Genomic DNA, 19958 nt, shown 5'->3' with positions numbered 1-19958 from the left:
TTTTGCCTTATTTGCTCTTTACCGATTTAATGGCGAGAAAGTCGCCGATGCCCTGCTTTTTGACCAACTGATCGAAGGCTTTTTTGATGTGTCGCGGGGTTAGCCCGCTCGTACAGCCGCTACCAAAAGAAATCCATCGCTCGATGCTGCAGCCATTGTCGGCCAAAAGTTTGAACTGCGTGGACTGGGGCATGAGATGAATGTGGTCGAGACCGGCCAGGACACGCCATTTTTCACCATAAAGCTCGGCCAGCATCCCTACCTGCGGGGTTTCGGTCAACAGCACTCCCCCAGGCTTAAGAAGGGCAATGAGTTTCTTCAAAGTGTTGGCTGGTTCGAGCAAATGCTCTAGAACTTCTATGGTGAGGATAAAGTCAAAGCCTGTCCAGTCGGAAGGGAGGGTGTCAATTTCACCTACGTGGATTTTGTGGCGCGATTGATTGGCCAAAGCAGTCAATTGCTTGGAGACATCGAGCCCGTAGGTTTCCCAGCCAGCATCGGCCAGAATATCAAGGGAGGTGCCGATGGCGCAGCCAAAATCGAAGCATTTTGCCTCTGGGTGCGGAGGGGTTATCTCTATACCGAGATCTGAAAACGTCTGCCGGTACTCGTTGCGCAAGGCTTCTCGATAGCCATCAGTGTAGCGCTTGTCGAAAGAAGAGTTTGGCCTAGTGATGCCGAGCAGGGTTTCGTTGGCAAGGGTGATCTGCTCCTGGGTCGGCAAAGGAAAGAGTGAGAGTGTGCCGCAGCCTCCACAGCGTACATAATTGAATTCAAACCCTGTATTGCGCGAAGTTTCGTCTTTGACATGACAATAAAAACTGCACTCGTCCGAATCGCATATTTCACATATAAATTTATTCATTTCTATTTCCTTTAGCAATAATTAACGGGTTCGGTTCGGGAAAAAGCCATATTTCTCTCATGACAACGTTTAGCTAGGTGTGACAGGTATTCCAGAGGCACTTTCCAGTCCTTGCGCTTGCGGTGCATTTCACTTCTGGCCAGGATCTCCGGGGCAAACAGCTTATCGATTTTGAAAAGCTGGAATTTCACCCCATCACAGCCGATGTCCCCGGCAGTATCAATGAATCGCAAACAGCGATCCAGATCGCGGTGATGGTTGCTGGATACTTCGGCGATGAATACGGTGTTGTTCATAATGATTTGTCAAAAATAAAATTTGCCCACGGAATACACGGAAAGGCACGGTAGTTGGAGGCCGAAGGTCCGTGATCATGGGGCTGAATTCCCGTATCCAGCAGTTTATCCACAATGGTCGATCTCCTCTTTGTTTCCAAGCAGATCAGCCGTAAATCCAATCGCTTTTTGTTTCTGCGGGCTTGATGTCATCAATTCCCGCAGGGCTTGTATTAGGCCAGATATGGTTTGGTCATGATCAGTCACTTTTTCTTCCAGCTCCGTGAGTTTGGCGGCTAATTCCTCGTGTGTAGATAGTATTTCCCGCATCCGGACAAAAGCCCTGACGACAAATACACTCATCTCGACGGCCTTTGAAGAATTGAGCACAGAAGCGGCCATTATCGCCCCATGTCCTGTGAACACATTGGGAAGATACGGAGAATATTTGAGATTTTTGAGGTGGTCGCATTTTGCGACCAGCTCGTTTTCTTTTCTCTGGTCAACTGGAACATGAAGTCTTGGGGGAATCTATCCTTGTTTCTTTTAACCTGCTCATTGAAGCGCTTGGTTGTAACTGAATAAATATCAGCCAGATAAGAGTCGACAACAACCCTCTTTCCTCTGATGACGAGTATTCGCATGGCTGCTGCAACCTCGGGCAGGGTTTGATCATCTGTCTTCAACTTCATCGGTCATCCGGGTATTGGCTATCCTTGTCCTTCCGTGTGTTCCGTGGGAAGAATTCTTTTCAGTGCTCCCACCACCCGATCCTGTGCATCCTCGGTCATGCCCGGGAACAAGGGCAGGGTTATGGCTTCCTGGTAATACTTTTCTGCTTCAGGAAACATACCAGGCATAAACCCCAGTCGTTTAAACCACGGCTGGGTATGCACCGGGATGTAGTGCAGGTTCACGCCGATCCCTTGTTCCCGCATGGTCTCAAACACCTGCTTGTGGATTACCCGCAATTGATCAAGCTGGAGTCGAACAACATACAGATGCCACGCCGAGGCACCATCCGGATGCTGCCAGGGTGTGATCAAAGGAAGCCCGGCCAAAAGCTCGTCATACCTATTCGCAAGCTCGCTACGCCGGGATACGAAGGCATCCAGACGATGCAATTGGCTCAAGCCCAAAGCAGCTTGGATATCGGTCATGCGGTAGTTGAAGCCGAGGTCGATCTGTTCGTAGTAAAAGGATGGAGGTCTGAGATCGGAGGTCCGAGGCCCGATATCCGATTTCAGATATCCGACGTCCGACCTCCTACGTCCGACCTCGGAAAAAAGAGCAGGATCCCGAGTAATCCCATGACTGCGCAACAACGCCATCTTCTCCCCAAGCCCCTGATCATTAGTCACAGCCATGCCGCCTTCGCCCGTGGTGATGATCTTCACAGGGTGGAAGCTGAAAACCGTGATGTCGCTGTATTGGCAATTACCCACGGGTTCGTTCTTATACCGGGCCCCCAGGGCGTGGGAGGCGTCTTCCAGGATTCTGAAGCCGTATTGTCGGCTCAGTCCATGGATGGCTTCCATGTCGCAGGGCTGGCCGCTGAAGTGCACCGGGACCAACACCTTGGGCAGCTTGCCGGACTGTTGCGCGGCCCGCAGTTTCTCCTCAAGGGCCTGGGGGCAGAGATTGTACGTTCGCGGTTCAATATCCACGAAGTCCACGCTCGCCCCGCAGTACAAAGCACAGTTAGCCGAGGCCACGAAGGTGATGGGCGAGGTCCAGAGCGTGTCTCCGGGGCCCAGCCCCAGAGCCAGGCAGGCGAGATGCAGGGCGCTGGTTCCGGAATTCACGGCCACGGCATGGCCAGCGTTGCAGTATTCGGCCACTGCCGTTTCGAATTCAGGAACTTTAGGGCCTTGGGTCAGGAAGTGGGAGCGAAGGACCGAGCAGACCGCGGCCACGTCTTGTTCGGAGATGGATTGACGACCGTAGGGGATGGGGCCAGCAGCTCGTTGCTGTGTTGTCGTTTGGGGCATAAATGGGTCAATGACATCAAGAAAAGGAAACATCCGAAAATCACGTGCATTCCCGGTAAAAATCGGCTTGACATCGTGCCGCCGCATGCAGTCCGCTATCAGGTAGTCATATATTGCAAAACGCTTGATTTGTAACCGTCGGACTTCGGCACGTGCATCTTCGTCCTGGAGAATCTCATGAAACGAACGGATTTTGAGTACGCCGACATGCTGAATGCGTACAAGTTTGCTGATGTATTCAGCTGCCTGCTCCGTGGTTAAGGGGTGGTGGAATTTTCTTCCATCCGTAACGACTTGAAAAAACTCAATCAGACTGATATCAGCCACATAAAAACCACTCTGGGTGTACCGGACCAGCAGGTCCAATGCTGTTTCATGAAATGGAGAATCGGCATTCACCGAGTAGATCAGAATATTCGAATCAAAGAGCGGCTTGTCAGTCGTTTTCATGGATAAAATCCCTGGTCACGACCCCTTCGCGATAGCCGCCATGAACAATATTGCTTTTCAGAAAATCAATGAACTCAGAAGATTCATTGTGGAAAGTACCTGGGGTGCATTTATCACCTATCGGTTCCTCTAATACTTCCAAAGTAACCTGCAACCGCTGCCCCTCACGCAAAGCCATGGCAACCCGTGGATCAACGGCAATAAGTCCGCCTGAATGATATTCTGTCGTAAATTGCATTTCCAAGGGCATATTTTTACCTCAAATTAGTCTTTACTGCTTACCTTCAGGCAGGACCGCACAGATGTATTCATTATGTTCCATACGTTACTCCGGCGATGATCGAGTATGCGAAATACTGCTCAAAACCCCGCCAAATGGTTGATCACGCGGATTTCTTCAGCGCTTACGAAATGCGGATTGTCTCCGGAATTATATTCAAAGCTCTGCGCGACGGGCTTTCCAGTCTCGTTCAGCTTGTTGCAGAGAAATTCGTTGCATCTGCTGTAGAACTTGATGGTCGGCTTTATAACAAAATGGTCCGCAAACTCAACGGTCAAGTGTGAGTCGTCCTTGGGACACATCACCTCGTGCAATTTTTCGCCAGGCCGGATACCGACGATCTTGCGGGGCATATCCGGGCCCATGGCTTTGGCCAGGTCCGTGATGCGCACCGAGGGGATCTTGGGCACGAATGTCTCACCACCCTTCATCCGCTCGAAACTTTTGCACACGAAATCAACACCCTGGTCCAAAGTGATCCAGAAGCGGGTCATTTGATCGTGGGTGATGGGCAAATGGTCCGCGCCGGAATCGATAAGCTTTTTGAAATACGGCACCACCGAACCGCGTGAGCCGACAACATTGCCGTAGCGCACCACGCTGAAGGTCGTGCGATGAGCGCCGGCCAGATTGTTGGCGGCCACGAACAGCTTGTCCGAGCAGAGCTTGGTCGCGCCGTAGAGGTTGATCGGATTGGCTGCCTTGTCCGTGGACAGGGCGATAACCTTGTAAACGTTATGGGCCAGGGCCGCGTGAACCACGTTTTCCGCACCATAGACGTTGGTCTTCACGCATTCCATGGGGTTGTACTCCGCGGCCGGAACCTGCTTCAGGGCTGCGGCATGGACTACGAAGTCCACTCCGCGCATGGCCATGGTCAGGCGCTCCCGGTCGCGGACGTCGCCAATGAAATAGCGCATCTCCGGCCCGAAGAACTCCTGCTGCATCTCGAACTGCTTGAGTTCATCACGGGAATACACGGCCACGCGCCGGGGCTTGTGCTTGGCCAGCAGCGTCCTGACAAATGACTTGCCAAATGACCCCGTACCGCCGGTAATCAAGATGCTCTTGCCTTCAAACATGAAAGAATACTCCTCAGGAATTATCAACGCACGTTGTCACCATCAAAACAGGGGGCAGCTTGTCCATGACATGCGGTCGCTCCTCCGCAGCAAAGGCAAATGGTGGAATTGCCCGACCCTGGCAGCCCCGTGAACCAAAGCATCATGCTGGCTTGCCCGAGCAGCTTCTCCCTATGCTCACGCCGCACCTCACCCAGGTACGGGACAATGTTTTGACATTCCGCGGTGGAGCTTGGACTTGGCCGATATGCTTGATTATTACGATGCATGGCTTGCCTGCTTAGTGGTTTTTGAAAAGGTAAAGCAAATTTCAGGCCGGAATCGTCAATGGTGCGAGACCAAAGCCCAAGGCAGACAGTTTATGCGGCAAAAGCAAGGAAGAAATAGAAAATCACTGGGAGCTTATACAAACCAAGTGTACGTAAAGATTAACGTAATCTCACTGTTTGGGCTGGGTCTCTGAGACGAGCAACGCCTTGTAATTATTAACCTTGATCCCTAAGAAAGGCGACCCCTTACAGACAACTTTTGTCGCTCAAACCACCGCCTTCTAGATCCAAACAGCCAATATGCTTTGACAAAAATCAAAAATCACTAGAGCTGAACACTACCCAGTCAATCATATTCTCGCAGACATCCTGACCGTATTTCCCAAGATCCTCCTGCATAACAGCAACTGCCTCTTTCCGTGGAGCCGCACCCACTTTCAGCCGTAGCATATAAGCAAAACTATTGCTCCCGATGGCCACTTTTTTTCAAGTCCAACAACCTGATATCTGATATGTTCATGCTGAATCAGAAAACAGGCTCTAGTCCTGCATGCTTGCAAAGTTCGTTGGCAGTAATCCGGTCAAGCTGCCTGTGACGCTTAATGGGTATGAATTTTATCCCATTGGTATAAATGCCGTGATTTGCTCCTTCACGGAGTAGACGATATCTCCAACATACCCTGATTTTCAGGAGGCAGTTTCTCCACCTCGCCAGAATATTTCCAAAAGCCATAACATGGGGACATACCAACTTCTCCATTAAACTATTTAACTATCCGCATCGCCTTTGACCATGTATTCTACTCCGATACATGCCTTAAAATTTCCGGGATGGCTGCTTCCAGCGGAATGAACCGCACAGGACGATCCTGCACGGTAGCTTTCGTATCCAAAGACTGATTTACAACAAAAAGAATGAAAGGAGCGTAGGCTTCCAAAAAGCTTCTGGCTGAACGAGAAACGGACGGACGGACCATGCGACCCGCTTTGACTTCCACGGCAATGATTCTTTGACCGTTACTGAGGACAAAATCCATTTCAGCTTTGGAAGTCGATCGCCAGTAGCGCACGGACCATCTGTTTGGCAGGTTTTTGAGCAATTCGGAAAGCACCCAGTTTTCCACTAAAGCCCCTGTATCCGGACGCTCCAGGATATCCATTTCAGATGTCAGGCCAAGCAAAACATTGCGGATGCCATTGTCCACGAAGTAACACTTGGGGGCACGTGTCACTTCTGAACGCTTTCCCGCCTGGAATGGCAAAATGCGCCGAATGATATGCGTTTCCTCAAGAATGTCCAGGTAGTTTTGCACAGTTTTCCTGTTCACCCCACATTCCTGAGCCAGGTTGGACATGTTCAGGAGATTGCCAGTGTCAAAGGCCAGCAGCTTCAAAAGGCGACGAAAGGCGTCTGGATACCGAACATGAAACATGTCTGATGCGTCGCGCAGGATAAAAGCCTGAATCAGATCCCACAGCACCTTCTCTGGCGTGGCCGAGAACCAGACTTCAGGATACCCGCCAAAAGTCAGGTGCCGAGCAAGCTGTGCCCGGCGTTTGTCCATGGCTAATAGCGGCGGCAGTGATGCGTCTGAGGCGGCAGTCTCTTCCAGGGAAAAAGGCAGGAGAGAGTGCCTGATGGCCCGTCCGGCCAAGGACTCTCTGTTTTTGGCCTGGAGATGAAAGCTTGATGAACCTGTTACCCATATTTCCTTTACAGGCCCTAAGTCCACCAGCCCTTTGAGGAACAAACCAGCTTCGGTCAGGTGTTGAGCCTCTTCCAGAAAGAGGGGAACTGGTTCAGGGAGCAGTTCCTTGAGGTCGTGCAAAAACGGGATGACCTCCCTACACCAGGAACGGATGAGCATGTCCTCGCAAAACAGAAAAAGCGGAGATCGTCCGGAATTTTGAAAGATTCTCCATGCCAGGGTTGACTTCCCAGCTTGTCGCGGCCCAGTGATCATCCGCACCTTAGGCTTGCCTGAGAGAGGTGCTTCAAGCCTTTCCTTCTCAACGGATCGATGAACGTATTTATCCGGAATGTTTGATGAAATAAAATTCCGTGACGAAACCTCTCCTTTAAGCCAAGGATTCAGAAAAAGTAAGCGTTGAAGCAGATCGTTGTCCATGAGCTACCCATTAACCCTGACAATCGGGAACGTCAACGCCGCATGACGGGGACAAGTGGAAACATCAATCTTCCCAGCATGCCAGCAATAAGTCTTATCCCAGCATCCAAGATACTGTGCAATATATTTCGAAGGTCCACCTGTGCCCAGGTGCTTGAAAAAGCCACCCATCAAATCAAAACACTTCCATGCACTCCCAAATCGCCGACAATCCGCATCGACGCCTCTTTCCCCGAGGACTGGTCCAGCCGGAGCACGGCTTTCGCTTTTCCATCGACGCCCTTTTGCTGGCCTGTTTCGCGGCCGGTCGCCAACATCGAAACGTCATCGATCTAGGGACCGGATGCGGTGTGGTCAGCCTGGGACTTCTTCTGCTTGACCAGGAAAGGTGTGACCAGGTGAAATCGTTTCATGTTCTCGGGGTGGACAAGAACCCAGAGATGGTCGCCGCGGCCCAAGCCAATGCCGCGAAGCTCGATTTCGCGGCCCGCTTCACTTCGGTTTTGGGCAATGTCGCGGCCATGAACGAAATACCGGGATTCCGCCCCGGCGGCTTTGATGCCGCGCTCTGTAATCCTCCGTATCGGCCATCCGGCCATGGGCGCATGCCCTCCAACCCGGCAAGGCAATCCGCGATGTTCGAAACCGATACGCGCACCGAGGATTTCCTTGAAGCGGCGTCACGGGCTTTGTCGACCAAGGGGCGGCTCTACATGGTCCATCTGCCGGAGCATCTCCCACGGCTCCTCGGCCATCTCGCGGCCGTTAAGCTCGAGCCGAAACGCTTGCGCCTGGTCCACGCTCACCGAGACAAGTCGGCTTCCCTGCTGTTGCTGGAAACCGGAAAGGGGGGCAATCCCGGGTTGTCCGTCGAGCCCCCCTTGATTTTGTATCACCGCGACTGCTCTGCCGCTGGAGACGTCGTCCATCGAATCACCGACGAAGCGCTGACGTTTTGCCCTTTTCTGGATTGCAACAGCTCTCGCCCCTCCCAAAAGCCACCGGAACAGCCCTGATCGCCGCGCCCCTCTATTTTACGGGGTGCAGGCTATCTCTGGCCCAGTACAGCAAATCGAACTGCTTTCTCAATTTCTCCAACAAGGCATCCAGGACGTTCTTTTCCAGGTCTTGAATCCGGACATACACCTGCCGATAACCTTCTTCCTCCTGCTGGCCGTAGGAGGTCAGGATGCTGATGATCCGGGCTTGTTCGTGGCGCAACACTTCAAGCACTTCCTTGAGACTGCCTTCGGTGTTGGGAAGCTTGAAAGCCAGCAGGACGCCGCCGAAATGCGCTCCGGTTATGGCAATCAGCACCTTGAAGATGTCGCTCTCCGTAATGATCCCGGCAATCTTGCCCTGAGCGTCGACCACGGGCAGGCCGCCGACCCGCTTTTCCATCATGACCAGGGCCGCTCGCTCAATGGTGTCCTCCGGCAGGACGGTGAAGGGCTTTTTGGTCATGATGTCTTTGACCTTGATCTCCGAAAGGAGATAGTACAGTTCGTGGATATCAAGGGTGGTTGCCTTGGACGGCGAGGCTTCCTTGATATCCCGGTCCGTGACGATGCCGAGCAATTTCTTGTCGGCAGCCACCACGGGAAGGCGACGGATACGCTTTTCCTTCATGATCTTGGAAACTTTCATCATGGAGACGTCCGGCTCCACGGTAATGACCTCCCTGGTCATCCAATCACTGATAAGCATTGATGGTTCCTCCTTGGAAGATGAGACATGAGCAGTCCGTTGAAAAACTCCCAATTGCTGCGTCGCCGCAAAAAGTTCAAACTCTCACGTATCGCAAATACGCTTCGACCTTGATTCGATTGTCAGTACGGTAAATCGAAAATGTGGCGAAGCCACAGCCCGTGAGGGCCGGACACAGGACGTGTCCGGTAGCTTTTCTGGCTCCTTGCGCTTGAGGTTTTTGAACGGACTGCTGACAAAAAACTTTTCTCAGCACTCAGTTAAGGCCCGTGCTGCCGGGTCGTCGCCGCGCCCGGCTCATGCCGAAAGACCTGTATCTATCGAATGGGAAAGACATACCAGTTCAGCTCTGGAAAGGAAACCATGAAAGCACTGTATTTGGACTGCCCTAGCGGGATCAGTGGTGATATGCTGCTCGCCGGCTTGATTGATCTTGGATTGGATATCGCCGACCTGGAACGGCTTTTTCACCAGGCCGGAATGGATTTGAATCTGCGCACGGAGCAAGACGTCCGGTGTGGACTTGCGGGGAAACGATTGGAAATACGATCGAACGTCGCGCAGCCGTTGCGCCGTCTTCCGGATATTCTGCGACTTCTGGACGGCTTGGCCTTGGCTCCGGATGTGGAACGACGCGCCAGGCGGGCCTTTGAGCGACTGGCCGAAGTGGAGGCCAAGGTTCACGGCGTTGATCCGTCGGCCATCCATTTTCATGAAGTCGGCGCCGTGGACACAGTGGTGGACGTAGTTGGGGCTTTCTGGGGGCTGCACGAGTTGGGGATAGCCACCGTGTATGCCGGACCGCTGCCCTGGTTTCGAGGCCAAGTGCGCTGCGCCCACGGCCTCCTGCCTTTGCCCGCCCCTGCGGTGGTGGAACTGCTCCACGGTAAACCCGTTTTCAGCACGGACCACACGGTGGAGCTGATCACCCCCACCGGGGCTCTTCTTGTAGACCAACTGGTGGACGAATTCCGTCCCGGACCGCAAGGAACGCTGCACCGGTGCGGCATTGGGCTCGGCACTATGGAATTGGCCGACCAGCCCAACGCCTTGCGCTGCCTGCTCCATGTCCCTTCCTCTCCCGCCGACCGCGCGGAATCGCCGAACGCGGGCACGGAACGCACGGAAGAGGTTGTCCAGTTCTCCACGAACATCGACCATCTGACCGGAGAGGAATTGGGGGGCTGTTTCGAGGCGTTGTTCGAGGTCGGTGCACTGGATGTTCTGTTTCTTCCGGGGATGATGAAGAAAAATCGTCCGGGCGGCCAGCTTCAGGTGCTCTGCAGGCCGGAGAATGCAGCCGCCGTGCAACAGGCCGTCTTCCAGCAGACATTAACCCTGGGCGTACGGCGCCAACGCCTGGAGCGAGTCGTCCTGGCCCGGGGAGAGACCGTGGCCGAGACGCCCATGGGCGAGTTGCCGGTCAAACAAGCGGAAATGGAAGATCAGCGATACGAACGTCCGGAATTCGAGGCTCTCCAGGAACTGGCCAAGCGGACGGGGCGATCCGTGGCCCAGTTGCGCTACTTGCTGAAGCCGTGCAACGCCTCGGATCAGCAATGCGCGGGAAAAACTCTTGAAGAAAAAGACGGCCTGAATGAAGGCGACGAACGAGGGGAGGAGATTATCCTCCGGATTGCGCCGGCTTCGGCTGCAACGGATAGCGGCCGCAGGTAAAGCGCTCCCCTTCGGGACAGTACCCCAGGCCGACGCAACGTGCCCCGGCGTGCTGGAACACGACCGGCAACTGCTCTTGGCAAATGACCAGCATTTCCTTGGCCATGGCCCGAATTTCCCACTGAGCGCGCTCGCAGCAGCGCAGGGCGAAGAAGTGCAGCAGGCTGCGGCAGTTCATGGTCAGGACGATTTTGCTCTCCGCGGCCTGGGGCAGAACGAACCGGGCATCCTCGTTGGCCTTGGCCCCCTTGCGGCCATGGGCCTGGAGCAGTTCCCGCAAGCGCCCGTAGGTTTCGGCGGTCCGGGCCATGAATTCCTCGAACAGTTCCCTGGCTTCCGGAATCTTGGCGATCTGGGGCGGCAGCACGTACTCGAACCCGCTCTCGTTCACGTAGCGCTGGCTTTGCTGGGAATAGGAGGCCAGCCGATGACGCACCAGTTGATGGGTCAAGGCCCGGGAAACCCCTTCCACGGCAAAGGTGAAGCTGACGTGCTCCACCGGGCTGTGATGGCCGGACTCCATCACGTCCGCGACGAAACGGGCCTGCTCCGCTGGGTCCACCTCCCCTCCCACCAGCCTCGGCCAGAGATCGCCCACGTATCCGGGGCTGTAACACTGCCGAAACGCGGCGTAGATTACGGCCAAGGCGTCGGGGGTCATGGACAGAAGCCGTACGTTCAACTTGGCTTGAGACATGTATATCCTTTACTCAAAATCCAACGCCCCTTGCTCCCGAGCGGCGAAGGCTTGAGGAATGCGTTCCTTGAGGTGGGCGAAAGCCTGGGCCGTGGCCACGCGGCCGCGGGCCGTGCGTTTGATGAACCCGCATTGGATCAGGTACGGCTCGTAGATGTCCTCGATGGTCCGCACCTCTTCAGAGCAGGCCACGGCCAGGGTCTTGACCCCCACCGGACCGCCCTGGAACTGCTTGATCAGAGCGCTGAGGATGCGCCGGTCCATCTGATCCAGACCGTGGGCGTCCACGTCCATCCGGCCCAAGGCCTCCTGGGCTAACCGGGCGTCGATTTGTATGCCGCCCTGCACCGAGGCGAAGTCCCAAACCCGGCGCAGCAGGCGGTTGGCGATCCGGGGCGTACCCCGGGCGCGGCGGCCGATCTCCAATGCGCCGCCGTCGGTAATCGTCGCGGACAGCAGGGCCGCGGCCCGCCGGATGATGGTCGCCAGCTCCGCCTCGTTGTAAAAATTCAGCCGTGCAATCACGCCAAAGCGATCCCGCAGCGGAGAGGTCAGCAGGCCGAGGCGGGTCGTGGCCCCGACCAGGGTGAAGGGTTCCAGGTCGATCTTCACGGTGCGTGCGCCCGGCCCTTGACCGATAATCAGATCCAGCTTGAAATCCTCCATGGCCGGATAGAGAATCTCCTCCACGCTGGCCGGCATGCGGTGAATTTCATCGATGAACAGCAGATCCTGACGCCCCAGGTTGGTCACGATGGCGGCCAAGTCCCCACTGCGCTCCAGAACCGGACCGGATGTGGTCACAAGATTCACGCCCAGCTCGTTGGCCATGATCTGGGCCAAGGTGGTCTTACCCAGTCCGGGAGGGCCATAGAACAAGGTATGGTCCAGGGCTTGTCCGCGATCCCGGGCCGCCTGCAGAAAAACCCGCAGATTGGCCCGCAAATCATCCTGGCCGATGAAGTCCTCCAACCGTTTCGGCCGGATGGTCTCTTCAATGGGTAATGTTTGGGGTGACGCTTGAGCCTGGGTCATCGCGCTTGCTCACGTATTCGCCGTGCTTGGCGACAGCCGTCCTTGATCCAACGCAAATGAGTATGAGCGCTTTTTCCGCTGGTTCGTGACGTTTTCACGATTATTTCCGAAATCATTTTTGGGACGCCATTCCTTTCAGCACGACCCGAATCACCTCGCCGGGAGCCAGGTCCGGTTCGTCTCGCAGGGCCGCATCCACCAGAGGGGCGACCTCGGCTTCAGAGTACCCGAGGTTGACCAACCCGGCCAATATGTCCCCCCGGACCCAGGACGGGCCGGAGGGAGCTCCGGCTTGGCGAGGGGCCGCGGGCAGGATCTTCAGTTTGTCTTGCAGCTCCAGAAGGATGCGCTGGGCGGTCTTCTGGCCGATGCCTGGGACCTTGGACAGGGAGTAGCCGTCCTGCTTGGCCACGGTTTCCCGCAAAGAGGCCAGGTCGAAATGGGAAAGGATCGCCAGGGCGGTTTTCGGACCCAATTTGGAAATGCTCAGCATGATCTCGAAAGCGGCCCGCTCTTCCCATGTCGTGAAGCCATACAGTTCCAGGGCGTCCTCACGGACCAGGGTGTAGACGAAATAGGCGACTTCGTCTCCGGGGGCAGACAGATTTTGAATCTCTCGCACCGGCAAAACCAGGGCGTACCCCACCCCTCCGGAGGTGACCAGAATGCAGCCCTTTGGAATCTTTTGCAGAATCTGGCCTTGCAGGTATCCGATCACGAGTGCCTCGAACGGGTGAGAAGAAGGGAAGCTTGGCGAGGGAACCGCCAAGAGAGGCGGCAACCTTGTAACTGTACAACAACCAAGCGAGCATGATCCGGATACCCGTCTTCGCGGGGATGACGGGTTTGGCGTTCAGCCATGATTTCGGCTCCCGTCGGTCAGACGAAAAAAGCGCTGCTGGTTGACGTGACAGATGGCTACGGCCAGCGCGTCGCTGGCGTCCAGAGCCCAGTCCGGCTTGGATACCCCCAAAAGCCGCGCCACCATGAAGGCCACCTGGGACTTTTCCGCCCGCCCCACGCCCACGATGCTTTTCTTGATCATGGTCGGCTCGTAGCTGAACACCGGAACCCTACCCTGGGCGCAGGCCGCGATGGCTACGCCCCTAGCCTGGCCGAGCTTGAGCGCGGAAGACGGGTTGCGAGCCTGAAACACGTTTTCAATGGCGCTGTTGGCGGGTTGATGCAGGGAGATGATTTCCACGAGCCGAAAAAAAATCTGGCCAAGGCGGACATCCATCCCGGCGTCCGGGGTGGTCCGGATGGTCCCGGCGTCGATCAGGGACAACCGACCAGAAATCTCGCTGATCAGACCGTACCCGGTGATCCGCGAGCCGGGATCAATCCCCAGGACGATCAATCCCTTCCCCTTGGCCCAGACCCAGGTCCTGGCCCAGGTCCTGGCCCAGGCAAGGGAATCGTCCTCGACCGGCTATTCATCCTGCATCAATTCTTCCGGAAAGTCGCAGTTCACATGCACGTTCTGGACGTCGTCATAGTCTTCCAGGGCATCCATCAACCGGATGATCTTACGTCCGATCTCCACGTCCACGGGAACCAGGTTCTGGGGAACCATGGTCACTTCTTCGCTCAGCGAGGTCAGTCCGGCCGCGGCAAAAGCCTCCTGCACGGCCTGGAAATGCTCCTGAGACGTGCTGACCTCCCAGACTTCACCGTCTTCGCGGATGTCCTCCACCCCGGCATCCAGACCGATTTCCAGGAGTTGCTCGTCGGTATGGTCGGCCCGGTTGAAGGTGAACACGCCCTTCTTGTCGAACATCCAGCCCACGCACCCGGATTCGCCCAGGTTCCCGCCGTTCTTGGAAAAGATGTGCCGAACATCCGCCACGGTCCGGTTGCGGTTGTCCGTGGCCGCGTCCACGAGAATGGCCACTCCGCCCGGCCCGTAGCCCTCGTAAGTGATCTCGTCCAGGGCCTCGCCGCCCAGTTCGCCGGTCCCTTTTTTCATGGCCGTGTCGATCTTGTCCTTGGGCAGGTTCACGGCCTTGGCCGCGGCAATGGCCGTACGCAGCCGGGCGTTGATGTCCGGATCACCGCCGCCCTGCCTGGCCGCGAGCATGATTTCCTTGGTCACCTTGGTGAAGACCTTGCCCCGTTTTTTGTCCTGCACGGATTTACGGGCCTGGATGTTTTTCCACTTGCTGTGTCCTGCCATGGAGTATCCTTGATTAACGTTTGATTGTAACTACTCGGCACACGTTGTGTGCTCTTCCTGCGGCCATCGGGGTCGGGATCGGAATCGGAACAGAAAAAAAATTTGAACGCCTCCCAGCGTTTTCGATCCCGATTCCGATTCCGACTCCGACCCCGGCAACGGCATTACTCTGTGCTAGGTAGTTACCCCATATGAAGAATAATACCGACCCGCATCAAGCCCAACGTGAGGTCCGCCTATTTCTTCCCGGTGGCGATGTAGAACATTTCCTTGCTCTCCGCCCGGGAACTTCTGGGTTTGAAGCCTTGGACCCGAGCAAAGACGGTCCGCATTTCGTCCAGCAACAGCTTGGCTTCCTGGGCTTCGAAGAACTTGACCACGAACGAGCCGCCCTTTATCAGGCAGGCTTTACACAGTGCAAGGGCCTGATCGGCCAGGTCCAGGGAACGGGCCTGGTCCGCGAACTTGACGCCCGTGGTGCGGGGCGCCATGTCGCTGAGCACCACGTCAAACGGGGCCGTTTCGAGGATCAGGCGATAGCCGTCTCCGGACTCGTCGAAAACGTCTCCCTGCATGAACAGCGCCTGTTCGGGCAGCTCGATGGTTAATGGATTCAGATCCAGAGCCAGCAAGCGGCCCGCGGGACCGACTTTCCCGGCGGCGAACAGCGACCACGACCCCGGTGACGCGCCCAGATCCAGCACCTTTTGACCGGGACGCAACAGCTTGAACCGCTTGTCCGCTTCCTTGAGCTTGTACACCGAACGAGCCGGATAGTTGTCCTGCTTGGCCCGTTGAAAGTAATGATCCCGATACGTTTTCATCCTGCCCACCTCTGTTTCCGCCGGGCAGCTTACCTGAAACCCGCTCCAGAGCCAAGCGCCCCCAATGACCGGCAAACCGACGGAAGCCCGAAAAAATCGACCTCAACGCATTCAGGTTCTGGACCAATTCGGACGCCGCAAGTCTCTTCCCGACAATCCGGAACAGTATCAGTTACTGCACGCCGGAGACGGAGCTGAAAACCCTGGAGTTCTCCTGCTGGGCATCGGGCCGGACCCGACGGTTGCCGTGGACATGCTCCGAGGGCGCGGCGACGTGGCCTACCTGGAATGCCCGGAGCTGCAACGTCAAATCCAACACCAGGCACCCTCCGGTCACCGAGCCGCCCTGCCCTCGCATTGGCGGGCCGTATCCCTGGAAGACCTGGACGACCCGGAGCTGACCGCCAGGACCATCCTGTTCTACGGACCGGGATTGACCCTCTTCCCGGACTTCTGGTCCCCGGTGCTGGCCCTGGCCGCCCTGCGACGGCTTCCGCCCCCGACCGTCCAAGACAAGGCCGTTGTTTGGCTGCCTTCATCCGAACATAGGCTGTTGACCCGAGAACTGAGCCGAGCCTTCACCTCCCAGGGACTGACCGTACGGTTCGTACCGGAATCCATGTCGCCTCGGGAAACCCTGGAACGGTTGCGGGAACAGCGACCGAACCTGTTTTTCAGCGTCAATTTCCAGGGCTTGGACCCTCTGGGCCAAAACCACGCACTGCTTCGACAAGCCGGGATTCAGGTCTGCGTCTGGTGCGTGGACAACCCGTTCCATCTATTGTCCGGACTGCGCTCGGCCTACTGGAAGCAGTGCCGGTTGTTCGTCACGGACGACTGGTTCATCCCCCGCCTGCTTGACCACGGCGCGACCAGGGTCTTCCATCTGCCCCTGGCCGCGGCCGAGCATTTTCTGAATCAGGAAACACCTCCAGCCCCAAGGGGTGACTGGTTTGATCTTCGGCGTAGGATCGTGTTCGTCGGGCGCTCGGCGTTTCCGGGCAAGAAACGATTCTTCGCCGGGTGCGTCGTCCCGGAAGACCTGGAACTCACGGCCACGGCCTTCATGGCCCAGGGCGGACGACCGGACTTTTCCTGGTGGTGGCAACAGCTGCGTTTCCCGGTTTTGTGGCCGGGACAAGCCGTGCGTCAGGTGGGGTTCGCCGCCGAGGAGTTCAGTCGACGTCGCCGCGCGGCATATCTTCAGGCGGCGGGCGGGGATGGGAATCTGACCGTTTTCGGAGACACGGGCTGGAACGACCTGCTTGAAGAGAGCGACGTCCGCCCGGAAGTGGACTATTACGGCCCCTTGGTTCAAATATACCGTCAGGCCCGCTTCACCCTGAACCTGACCAGCCTGCTCCTGCCCCACGGGCTGACCCAGCGAAATTTCGACGTCTGGGCCGCGGGAGGCTTCCTGCTCACGGATCTCACCCCGGGCCTGGAGATCTTCGACCCGGAACTGGTCCAGGAAGTCGCTTTCGCAACTCCGGCATCACTGCACGCTCTCATACGCAGGCTGGACAAGGACTCTTCCCTGATCGAGGATCTCGGACGCGCGTGGCGCGACCACATCTTGAAAAAACACCTCTACGCTCAACGGATCGTCACGGTGCTGGAAGCCGCCACAAGCCGCGAAGCTCGAGCGTTCCTTCCATCATGACGCCTGGGACGTCGTCTTTTTCACCACCAGTTGGCTGCGCCGCTGCCGGGCCAGCTCGCGCATATCCACGACCTGGTCGGTCTCGTCCACGATCTCACTGCCCAGGATTTCCTCCAGCACGTCTTCCAGGGTCACCAGTCCAGCCAGGCCGCCGTATTCATCCAGAACAATGAACAGGTGCATCCGGGACTCCAGAAAGCGCACCAACAGCTTATCCAGGGTAATGGATTCCAAAACGAACTGGACCGGCTTCATCATCCTGCCCAGCACCAGATCGTCCTGGTCGTTGGCCAGGGCTTCCAGCAACTCCCGCCGGTACACGATTCCCACGATATCTTCCTGGTCCTCGTCCTCGTATACCGGGATGCGACTGTGCGGCCACACGGTCTTCAACGTTCTGGCCTGGCCCACGCTCAGTTCAGCCGGAAAGGAGAAGATCACCGTGCGCGGGGTCATGATGTCCTTGACCATCTTGGTGTCCAGGGACAGGATGTTGCGGATGGACATTTCCTCATAGGGCTTGATCGCCCCGGCCCTGCGGGTCAGGCTAATCACGGCCCGCAGGTCGTCCTCCGTGGCGTCCGGGCCGATCTTTTTACGCCCGATCAACAACGTCACCCGGTTCATCAGCCAGATCACCGGGCTGAACAGCACCACCAGGAAGCACAAGGGCTGGGCCAGGAAACCGGCCACCTGCCGGGAATAGATCACGCCCATGGTTTTGGGAATGATCTCGGCGAAGACCAGAATGATCATCGTGAACACGGCGGAAAAATAGATCAGGCTCTCCGTGCCGAACAGCGCCGCGGCAAAGGCCCCGGCCACCGCGGCTCCGGCCGTGTTGGCCACGGTGTTCAGGGTCAGGATCGCGGCAATGGGCCGCTCGACGTTGTTGCGCAGTTCAAAGAGCAACACTCCGCTTTTCTTTCCGCTCTTGCGCATCCGTTCCAGATGGCTCCAGGGCACGGAATAGAGCACGGCCTCGGACAACGAGCACAGCCCCGAAACCAAGGTCGCCAGACCGATCACCAACAGCAACTCAAACATTACGCCATCCTGACGGGAGCGGGGTGCAAAACATCGTTTTGCGTCTCGCTCGTTGATGGTTGACGGTTGATCGTTGATGGGTGATCAACGAAACATCCGCATTCCAATGGGACTTTGGCACGCGTTCACGATTAACGCACCAAGCCCGACGCACCGAAACCAATTCAGCGACAATCCATGCACGAACAAATCCAAAACATCCTTCTGGACCGCGACGGCACGGTCATCGAAGAGCGCCACTACCTGGCCGATCCGGACGGCGTCCAACTCATTCCGGGCGCTGGCACGGCCCTGCGCGCCCTGATGGATTCCGGCCGACGCCTTTTCCTGGTCACCAACCAGTCCGGCATCGGGCGAGGCTATTTTTCCCTAGCCCAATACGAGGCCGTGCAGGAACGCCTGCTCCAACTGCTGCGCGAGGAGGGCGTGGAGCTCACGGCCACGGTGATGTGTCCCCACGGGCCGGATGACGGCTGCGCCTGCCGCAAGCCTCTGCCCGGCCTGTGGCAGGAACTGCGGGCCTCGCACGGTCTGGATCCGGCCCGGACCGTCATGATCGGCGACAAGATGGCGGACATCCGCTTCGCCCGATCCGCGGGCCTGGCCGCCGCGGCCCTGGTGCTCACGGGGCATGGCCGCCACGCGGCCATAGACCTGGGCCTGCCGAATCAGCTCGCAAAGGCCGTGGCCCTGCACCCGCTGACAAACCCGGACCATCCGGACATTCTGGCACCGGACTTGGACGCCGTGGCGGATCTGCTTCTGAAAACATGAGGCAGCTTGCTGCCAAGCCTTAGGGAGTTGGCTGATCTTCATTTACCGTTATTTTCCCCGCCCGTGCTTTTTGCTCCGCGAGAGTGGGCAGGAGGCATGTCAAAATGGTGGGACAGGCATCCTGCCTGTCCGTGCAGGCAGGATGCCTGCACCACCCAATTCAAAACGATATTTCAGAACAGCCATATCCCTTACAACGCCGTATCCAGCATGTCCGCGATGGTGTAGAGCTTGCCGGGCTGTTGACCGGACAGCCATTTGGCGGCCCGCAGCGCGCCCTGAGCGAAGGTTTCACGGGAATGGGCGCGGTGAGTGACCTCGATCCGCTCCCCGGGGCCGAAAAAATAGACCGTGTGATCCCCGACCACGTCCCCGCCGCGCAAGGTCTGCACACCGATCTCCTCCGCCGGACGAGCGCCGATGATGCCCTCCCGGCAGCAGCGCTTGACCGCGTCGTACTCCCAGCCTTTGGCCTCTGCCAGACACTGGGCCAGTTTGACCGCCGTGCCGCTGGGCGCGTCCTTCTTGGCCTTGTGGTGAATTTCCATCAGCTCCAGGTCGTAGGCCGGACCCAGCAAGGCCACGAGCTGAGGCAGGACACGCAGCAGCACGTTCACGCCCACGCTCATGTTCGGGGCCCAGAGCACCGGCGCGACCTTGGCCGCCTCGCGCAGTTCCTCGGTCTGCTCCCGGGTCATGCCCGTGGTCCCGATCACGGCCCGATGCCCGGTCCTGGCCACGGTCTTGGCCGTGACCACCGAGGCTTCCGGCGCGGTAAAATCGATGACCACCGCGTCGCCAAGTCCGTCCAGCACCTGCTCCAGGCTATCCCCATGCACGCAACCGTGCGCCTCCAAGCCCTGCTCATGTCCCGGACGTTCCACCACTCCGGCCAGAGTCAGTTCCGAATCCTCCCGCGCCAACCGCGCCAACGTCGCGCCCATCCTGCCGTTGGCTCCCATAATCACCACGGAACATGCACTCATGATCGTCTCCTGTTTTCTCTGTTTCGATGGT

The 19958-nt window shown here is 57.2% G+C and carries 23 protein-coding genes; 5 read left to right on the top strand and 18 right to left on the bottom strand.

The features are described 5' to 3' along the window. Positions 1-7: 7 nt before the first annotated feature. The 8 genes from C6366_RS13470 to C6366_RS20730 all read right to left on the bottom strand — a co-directional run bounded on the left by C6366_RS13470 (position 8) and on the right by C6366_RS20730 (position 5086). Complete coding sequence (locus C6366_RS13470) at positions 8-865, bottom strand: bifunctional 2-polyprenyl-6-hydroxyphenol methylase/3-demethylubiquinol 3-O-methyltransferase UbiG (protein WP_107738738.1); 858 nt, start codon at positions 863-865, stop codon at positions 8-10. A gap of 11 nt (positions 866-876) precedes the next feature. Next, a complete protein-coding gene (locus tag C6366_RS13465) occupies positions 877-1161 on the bottom strand; it encodes an N-acetylneuraminate synthase family protein (RefSeq protein ID WP_199221511.1) in 285 nt (94 codons plus the stop codon). A 105-nt stretch (positions 1162-1266) separates the two neighbouring features. Next, complete coding sequence (locus C6366_RS20090; protein ID WP_199221510.1) at positions 1267-1542, bottom strand: hypothetical protein; 276 nt, start codon at positions 1540-1542, stop codon at positions 1267-1269. Beyond that, complete coding sequence (locus C6366_RS20085) at positions 1542-1832, bottom strand: ORF6N domain-containing protein (RefSeq protein ID WP_199221509.1); 291 nt, start codon at positions 1830-1832, stop codon at positions 1542-1544. Before C6366_RS20085 ends, C6366_RS20090 begins: the two co-directional genes overlap by 1 nt. An 18-nt stretch (positions 1833-1850) precedes the next feature. Beyond that, positions 1851-3581, bottom strand: coding sequence for a UDP-4-amino-4,6-dideoxy-N-acetyl-beta-L-altrosamine transaminase (pseC, locus tag C6366_RS13455; protein ID WP_107738734.1), 1731 nt, complete (start codon positions 3579-3581; stop codon positions 1851-1853). Then, positions 3568-3831 (bottom strand): hypothetical protein, encoded by a 264-nt coding sequence (locus C6366_RS19340; protein WP_146164855.1) that lies wholly within the window; start codon positions 3829-3831, stop codon positions 3568-3570. The genes pseC and C6366_RS19340 overlap by 14 nt, the downstream gene beginning before the upstream one ends. Positions 3832-3941: 110 nt before the next feature. Next, positions 3942-4943 carry a UDP-N-acetylglucosamine 4,6-dehydratase (inverting) gene (gene pseB / locus C6366_RS13450; RefSeq protein ID WP_107738732.1) on the bottom strand — a complete coding sequence of 334 codons (1002 nt, stop codon included), beginning with the start codon at positions 4941-4943 and terminating at the stop codon, positions 3942-3944. A gap of 23 nt (positions 4944-4966) precedes the next feature. After that, a complete protein-coding gene (locus tag C6366_RS20730; protein ID WP_368731490.1) occupies positions 4967-5086 on the bottom strand; it encodes an adenylyl-sulfate kinase in 120 nt (39 codons plus the stop codon). Between the two features lie 95 nt (positions 5087-5181). Here C6366_RS20730 and C6366_RS20080 point away from each other — a divergent pair, with 95 nt between their 5' ends. Next, on the top strand, positions 5182-5406 hold the full coding sequence (locus C6366_RS20080; RefSeq protein WP_199221513.1) for a hypothetical protein: 225 nt from the start codon (positions 5182-5184) through the stop codon (positions 5404-5406). Positions 5407-6012: 606 nt separating this feature from the next. On the opposite strand, the gene C6366_RS13435 is transcribed toward C6366_RS20080, so the two are convergent. Further along, a complete protein-coding gene (locus C6366_RS13435) occupies positions 6013-7341 on the bottom strand; it encodes an ATP-binding protein (RefSeq protein WP_107738728.1) in 1329 nt (442 codons plus the stop codon). Positions 7342-7529: 188 nt separating this feature from the next. Between C6366_RS13435 and C6366_RS13430 the strand changes: the two genes are divergently transcribed. Continuing rightward, positions 7530-8357: a tRNA1(Val) (adenine(37)-N6)-methyltransferase gene (locus C6366_RS13430; protein ID WP_107738726.1), complete on the top strand. Its 828-nt coding sequence runs from the start codon at positions 7530-7532 to the stop codon at positions 8355-8357. 13 nt (positions 8358-8370) lie between these two features. On the opposite strand, the gene C6366_RS13425 is transcribed toward C6366_RS13430, so the two are convergent. Continuing rightward, positions 8371-9048 (bottom strand): CBS and ACT domain-containing protein, encoded by a 678-nt coding sequence (locus tag C6366_RS13425; protein ID WP_107738724.1) that lies wholly within the window; start codon positions 9046-9048, stop codon positions 8371-8373. Positions 9049-9411: 363 nt separating this feature from the next. Between C6366_RS13425 and larC the strand changes: the two genes are divergently transcribed. Next, positions 9412-10725, top strand: coding sequence for a nickel pincer cofactor biosynthesis protein LarC (gene larC / locus C6366_RS13420; RefSeq protein WP_107738722.1), 1314 nt, complete (start codon positions 9412-9414; stop codon positions 10723-10725). Here the strand turns inward: larC and thyX are convergent. The 6 genes from thyX to C6366_RS13390 form a co-directional block, all read right to left on the bottom strand. Beyond that, entirely contained in the window at positions 10673-11422 is a 750-nt protein-coding gene (gene thyX / locus C6366_RS13415) for an FAD-dependent thymidylate synthase (RefSeq protein ID WP_107738720.1), read from the bottom strand. The two genes, larC and thyX, sit on opposite strands and share 53 nt — an antisense overlap. Before the next feature lie 9 nt (positions 11423-11431). Next, positions 11432-12457: a Holliday junction branch migration DNA helicase RuvB gene (gene ruvB, locus C6366_RS13410; protein ID WP_107738718.1), complete on the bottom strand. Its 1026-nt coding sequence runs from the start codon at positions 12455-12457 to the stop codon at positions 11432-11434. Positions 12458-12569: 112 nt separating this feature from the next. After that, a complete protein-coding gene (ruvA, locus tag C6366_RS13405) occupies positions 12570-13175 on the bottom strand; it encodes a Holliday junction branch migration protein RuvA (RefSeq protein WP_107738716.1) in 606 nt (201 codons plus the stop codon). A 135-nt stretch (positions 13176-13310) separates the two neighbouring features. Next, positions 13311-13817 (bottom strand): crossover junction endodeoxyribonuclease RuvC, encoded by a 507-nt coding sequence (gene ruvC / locus C6366_RS13400; RefSeq protein ID WP_107738714.1) that lies wholly within the window; start codon positions 13815-13817, stop codon positions 13311-13313. A gap of 72 nt (positions 13818-13889) precedes the next feature. Continuing rightward, positions 13890-14633: a YebC/PmpR family DNA-binding transcriptional regulator gene (locus tag C6366_RS13395; RefSeq protein ID WP_107738712.1), complete on the bottom strand. Its 744-nt coding sequence runs from the start codon at positions 14631-14633 to the stop codon at positions 13890-13892. A gap of 236 nt (positions 14634-14869) precedes the next feature. Beyond that, a complete protein-coding gene (locus C6366_RS13390; protein ID WP_107738709.1) occupies positions 14870-15457 on the bottom strand; it encodes an RlmE family RNA methyltransferase in 588 nt (195 codons plus the stop codon). Between the two features lie 64 nt (positions 15458-15521). Here C6366_RS13390 and C6366_RS13385 point away from each other — a divergent pair, with 64 nt between their 5' ends. Beyond that, a complete protein-coding gene (locus tag C6366_RS13385; RefSeq protein WP_107738707.1) occupies positions 15522-17120 on the top strand; it encodes a DUF3880 domain-containing protein in 1599 nt (532 codons plus the stop codon). Here the strand turns inward: C6366_RS13385 and C6366_RS13380 are convergent. Continuing rightward, on the bottom strand, positions 17115-18167 hold the full coding sequence (locus C6366_RS13380) for a hemolysin family protein (protein WP_107738705.1): 1053 nt from the start codon (positions 18165-18167) through the stop codon (positions 17115-17117). The genes C6366_RS13385 and C6366_RS13380 overlap by 6 nt on opposite strands. 177 nt (positions 18168-18344) lie before the next feature. Here C6366_RS13380 and C6366_RS13375 point away from each other — a divergent pair, with 177 nt between their 5' ends. Continuing rightward, entirely contained in the window at positions 18345-18941 is a 597-nt protein-coding gene (locus C6366_RS13375) for an HAD-IIIA family hydrolase (protein ID WP_107738703.1), read from the top strand. A gap of 191 nt (positions 18942-19132) precedes the next feature. Here the strand turns inward: C6366_RS13375 and dapB are convergent, their stop codons facing one another. Then, positions 19133-19927, bottom strand: coding sequence for a 4-hydroxy-tetrahydrodipicolinate reductase (gene dapB / locus C6366_RS13370; RefSeq protein ID WP_107738701.1), 795 nt, complete (start codon positions 19925-19927; stop codon positions 19133-19135). Positions 19928-19958: the final 31 nt, after the last annotated feature.

The organism is Desulfonatronum sp. SC1 (assembly GCF_003046795.1).
In the GTDB taxonomy this organism is placed as follows: Bacteria; Desulfobacterota; Desulfovibrionia; order Desulfovibrionales; family Desulfonatronaceae; genus Desulfonatronum.
This window is presented reverse-complemented; position numbering and strand designations above follow the sequence as displayed.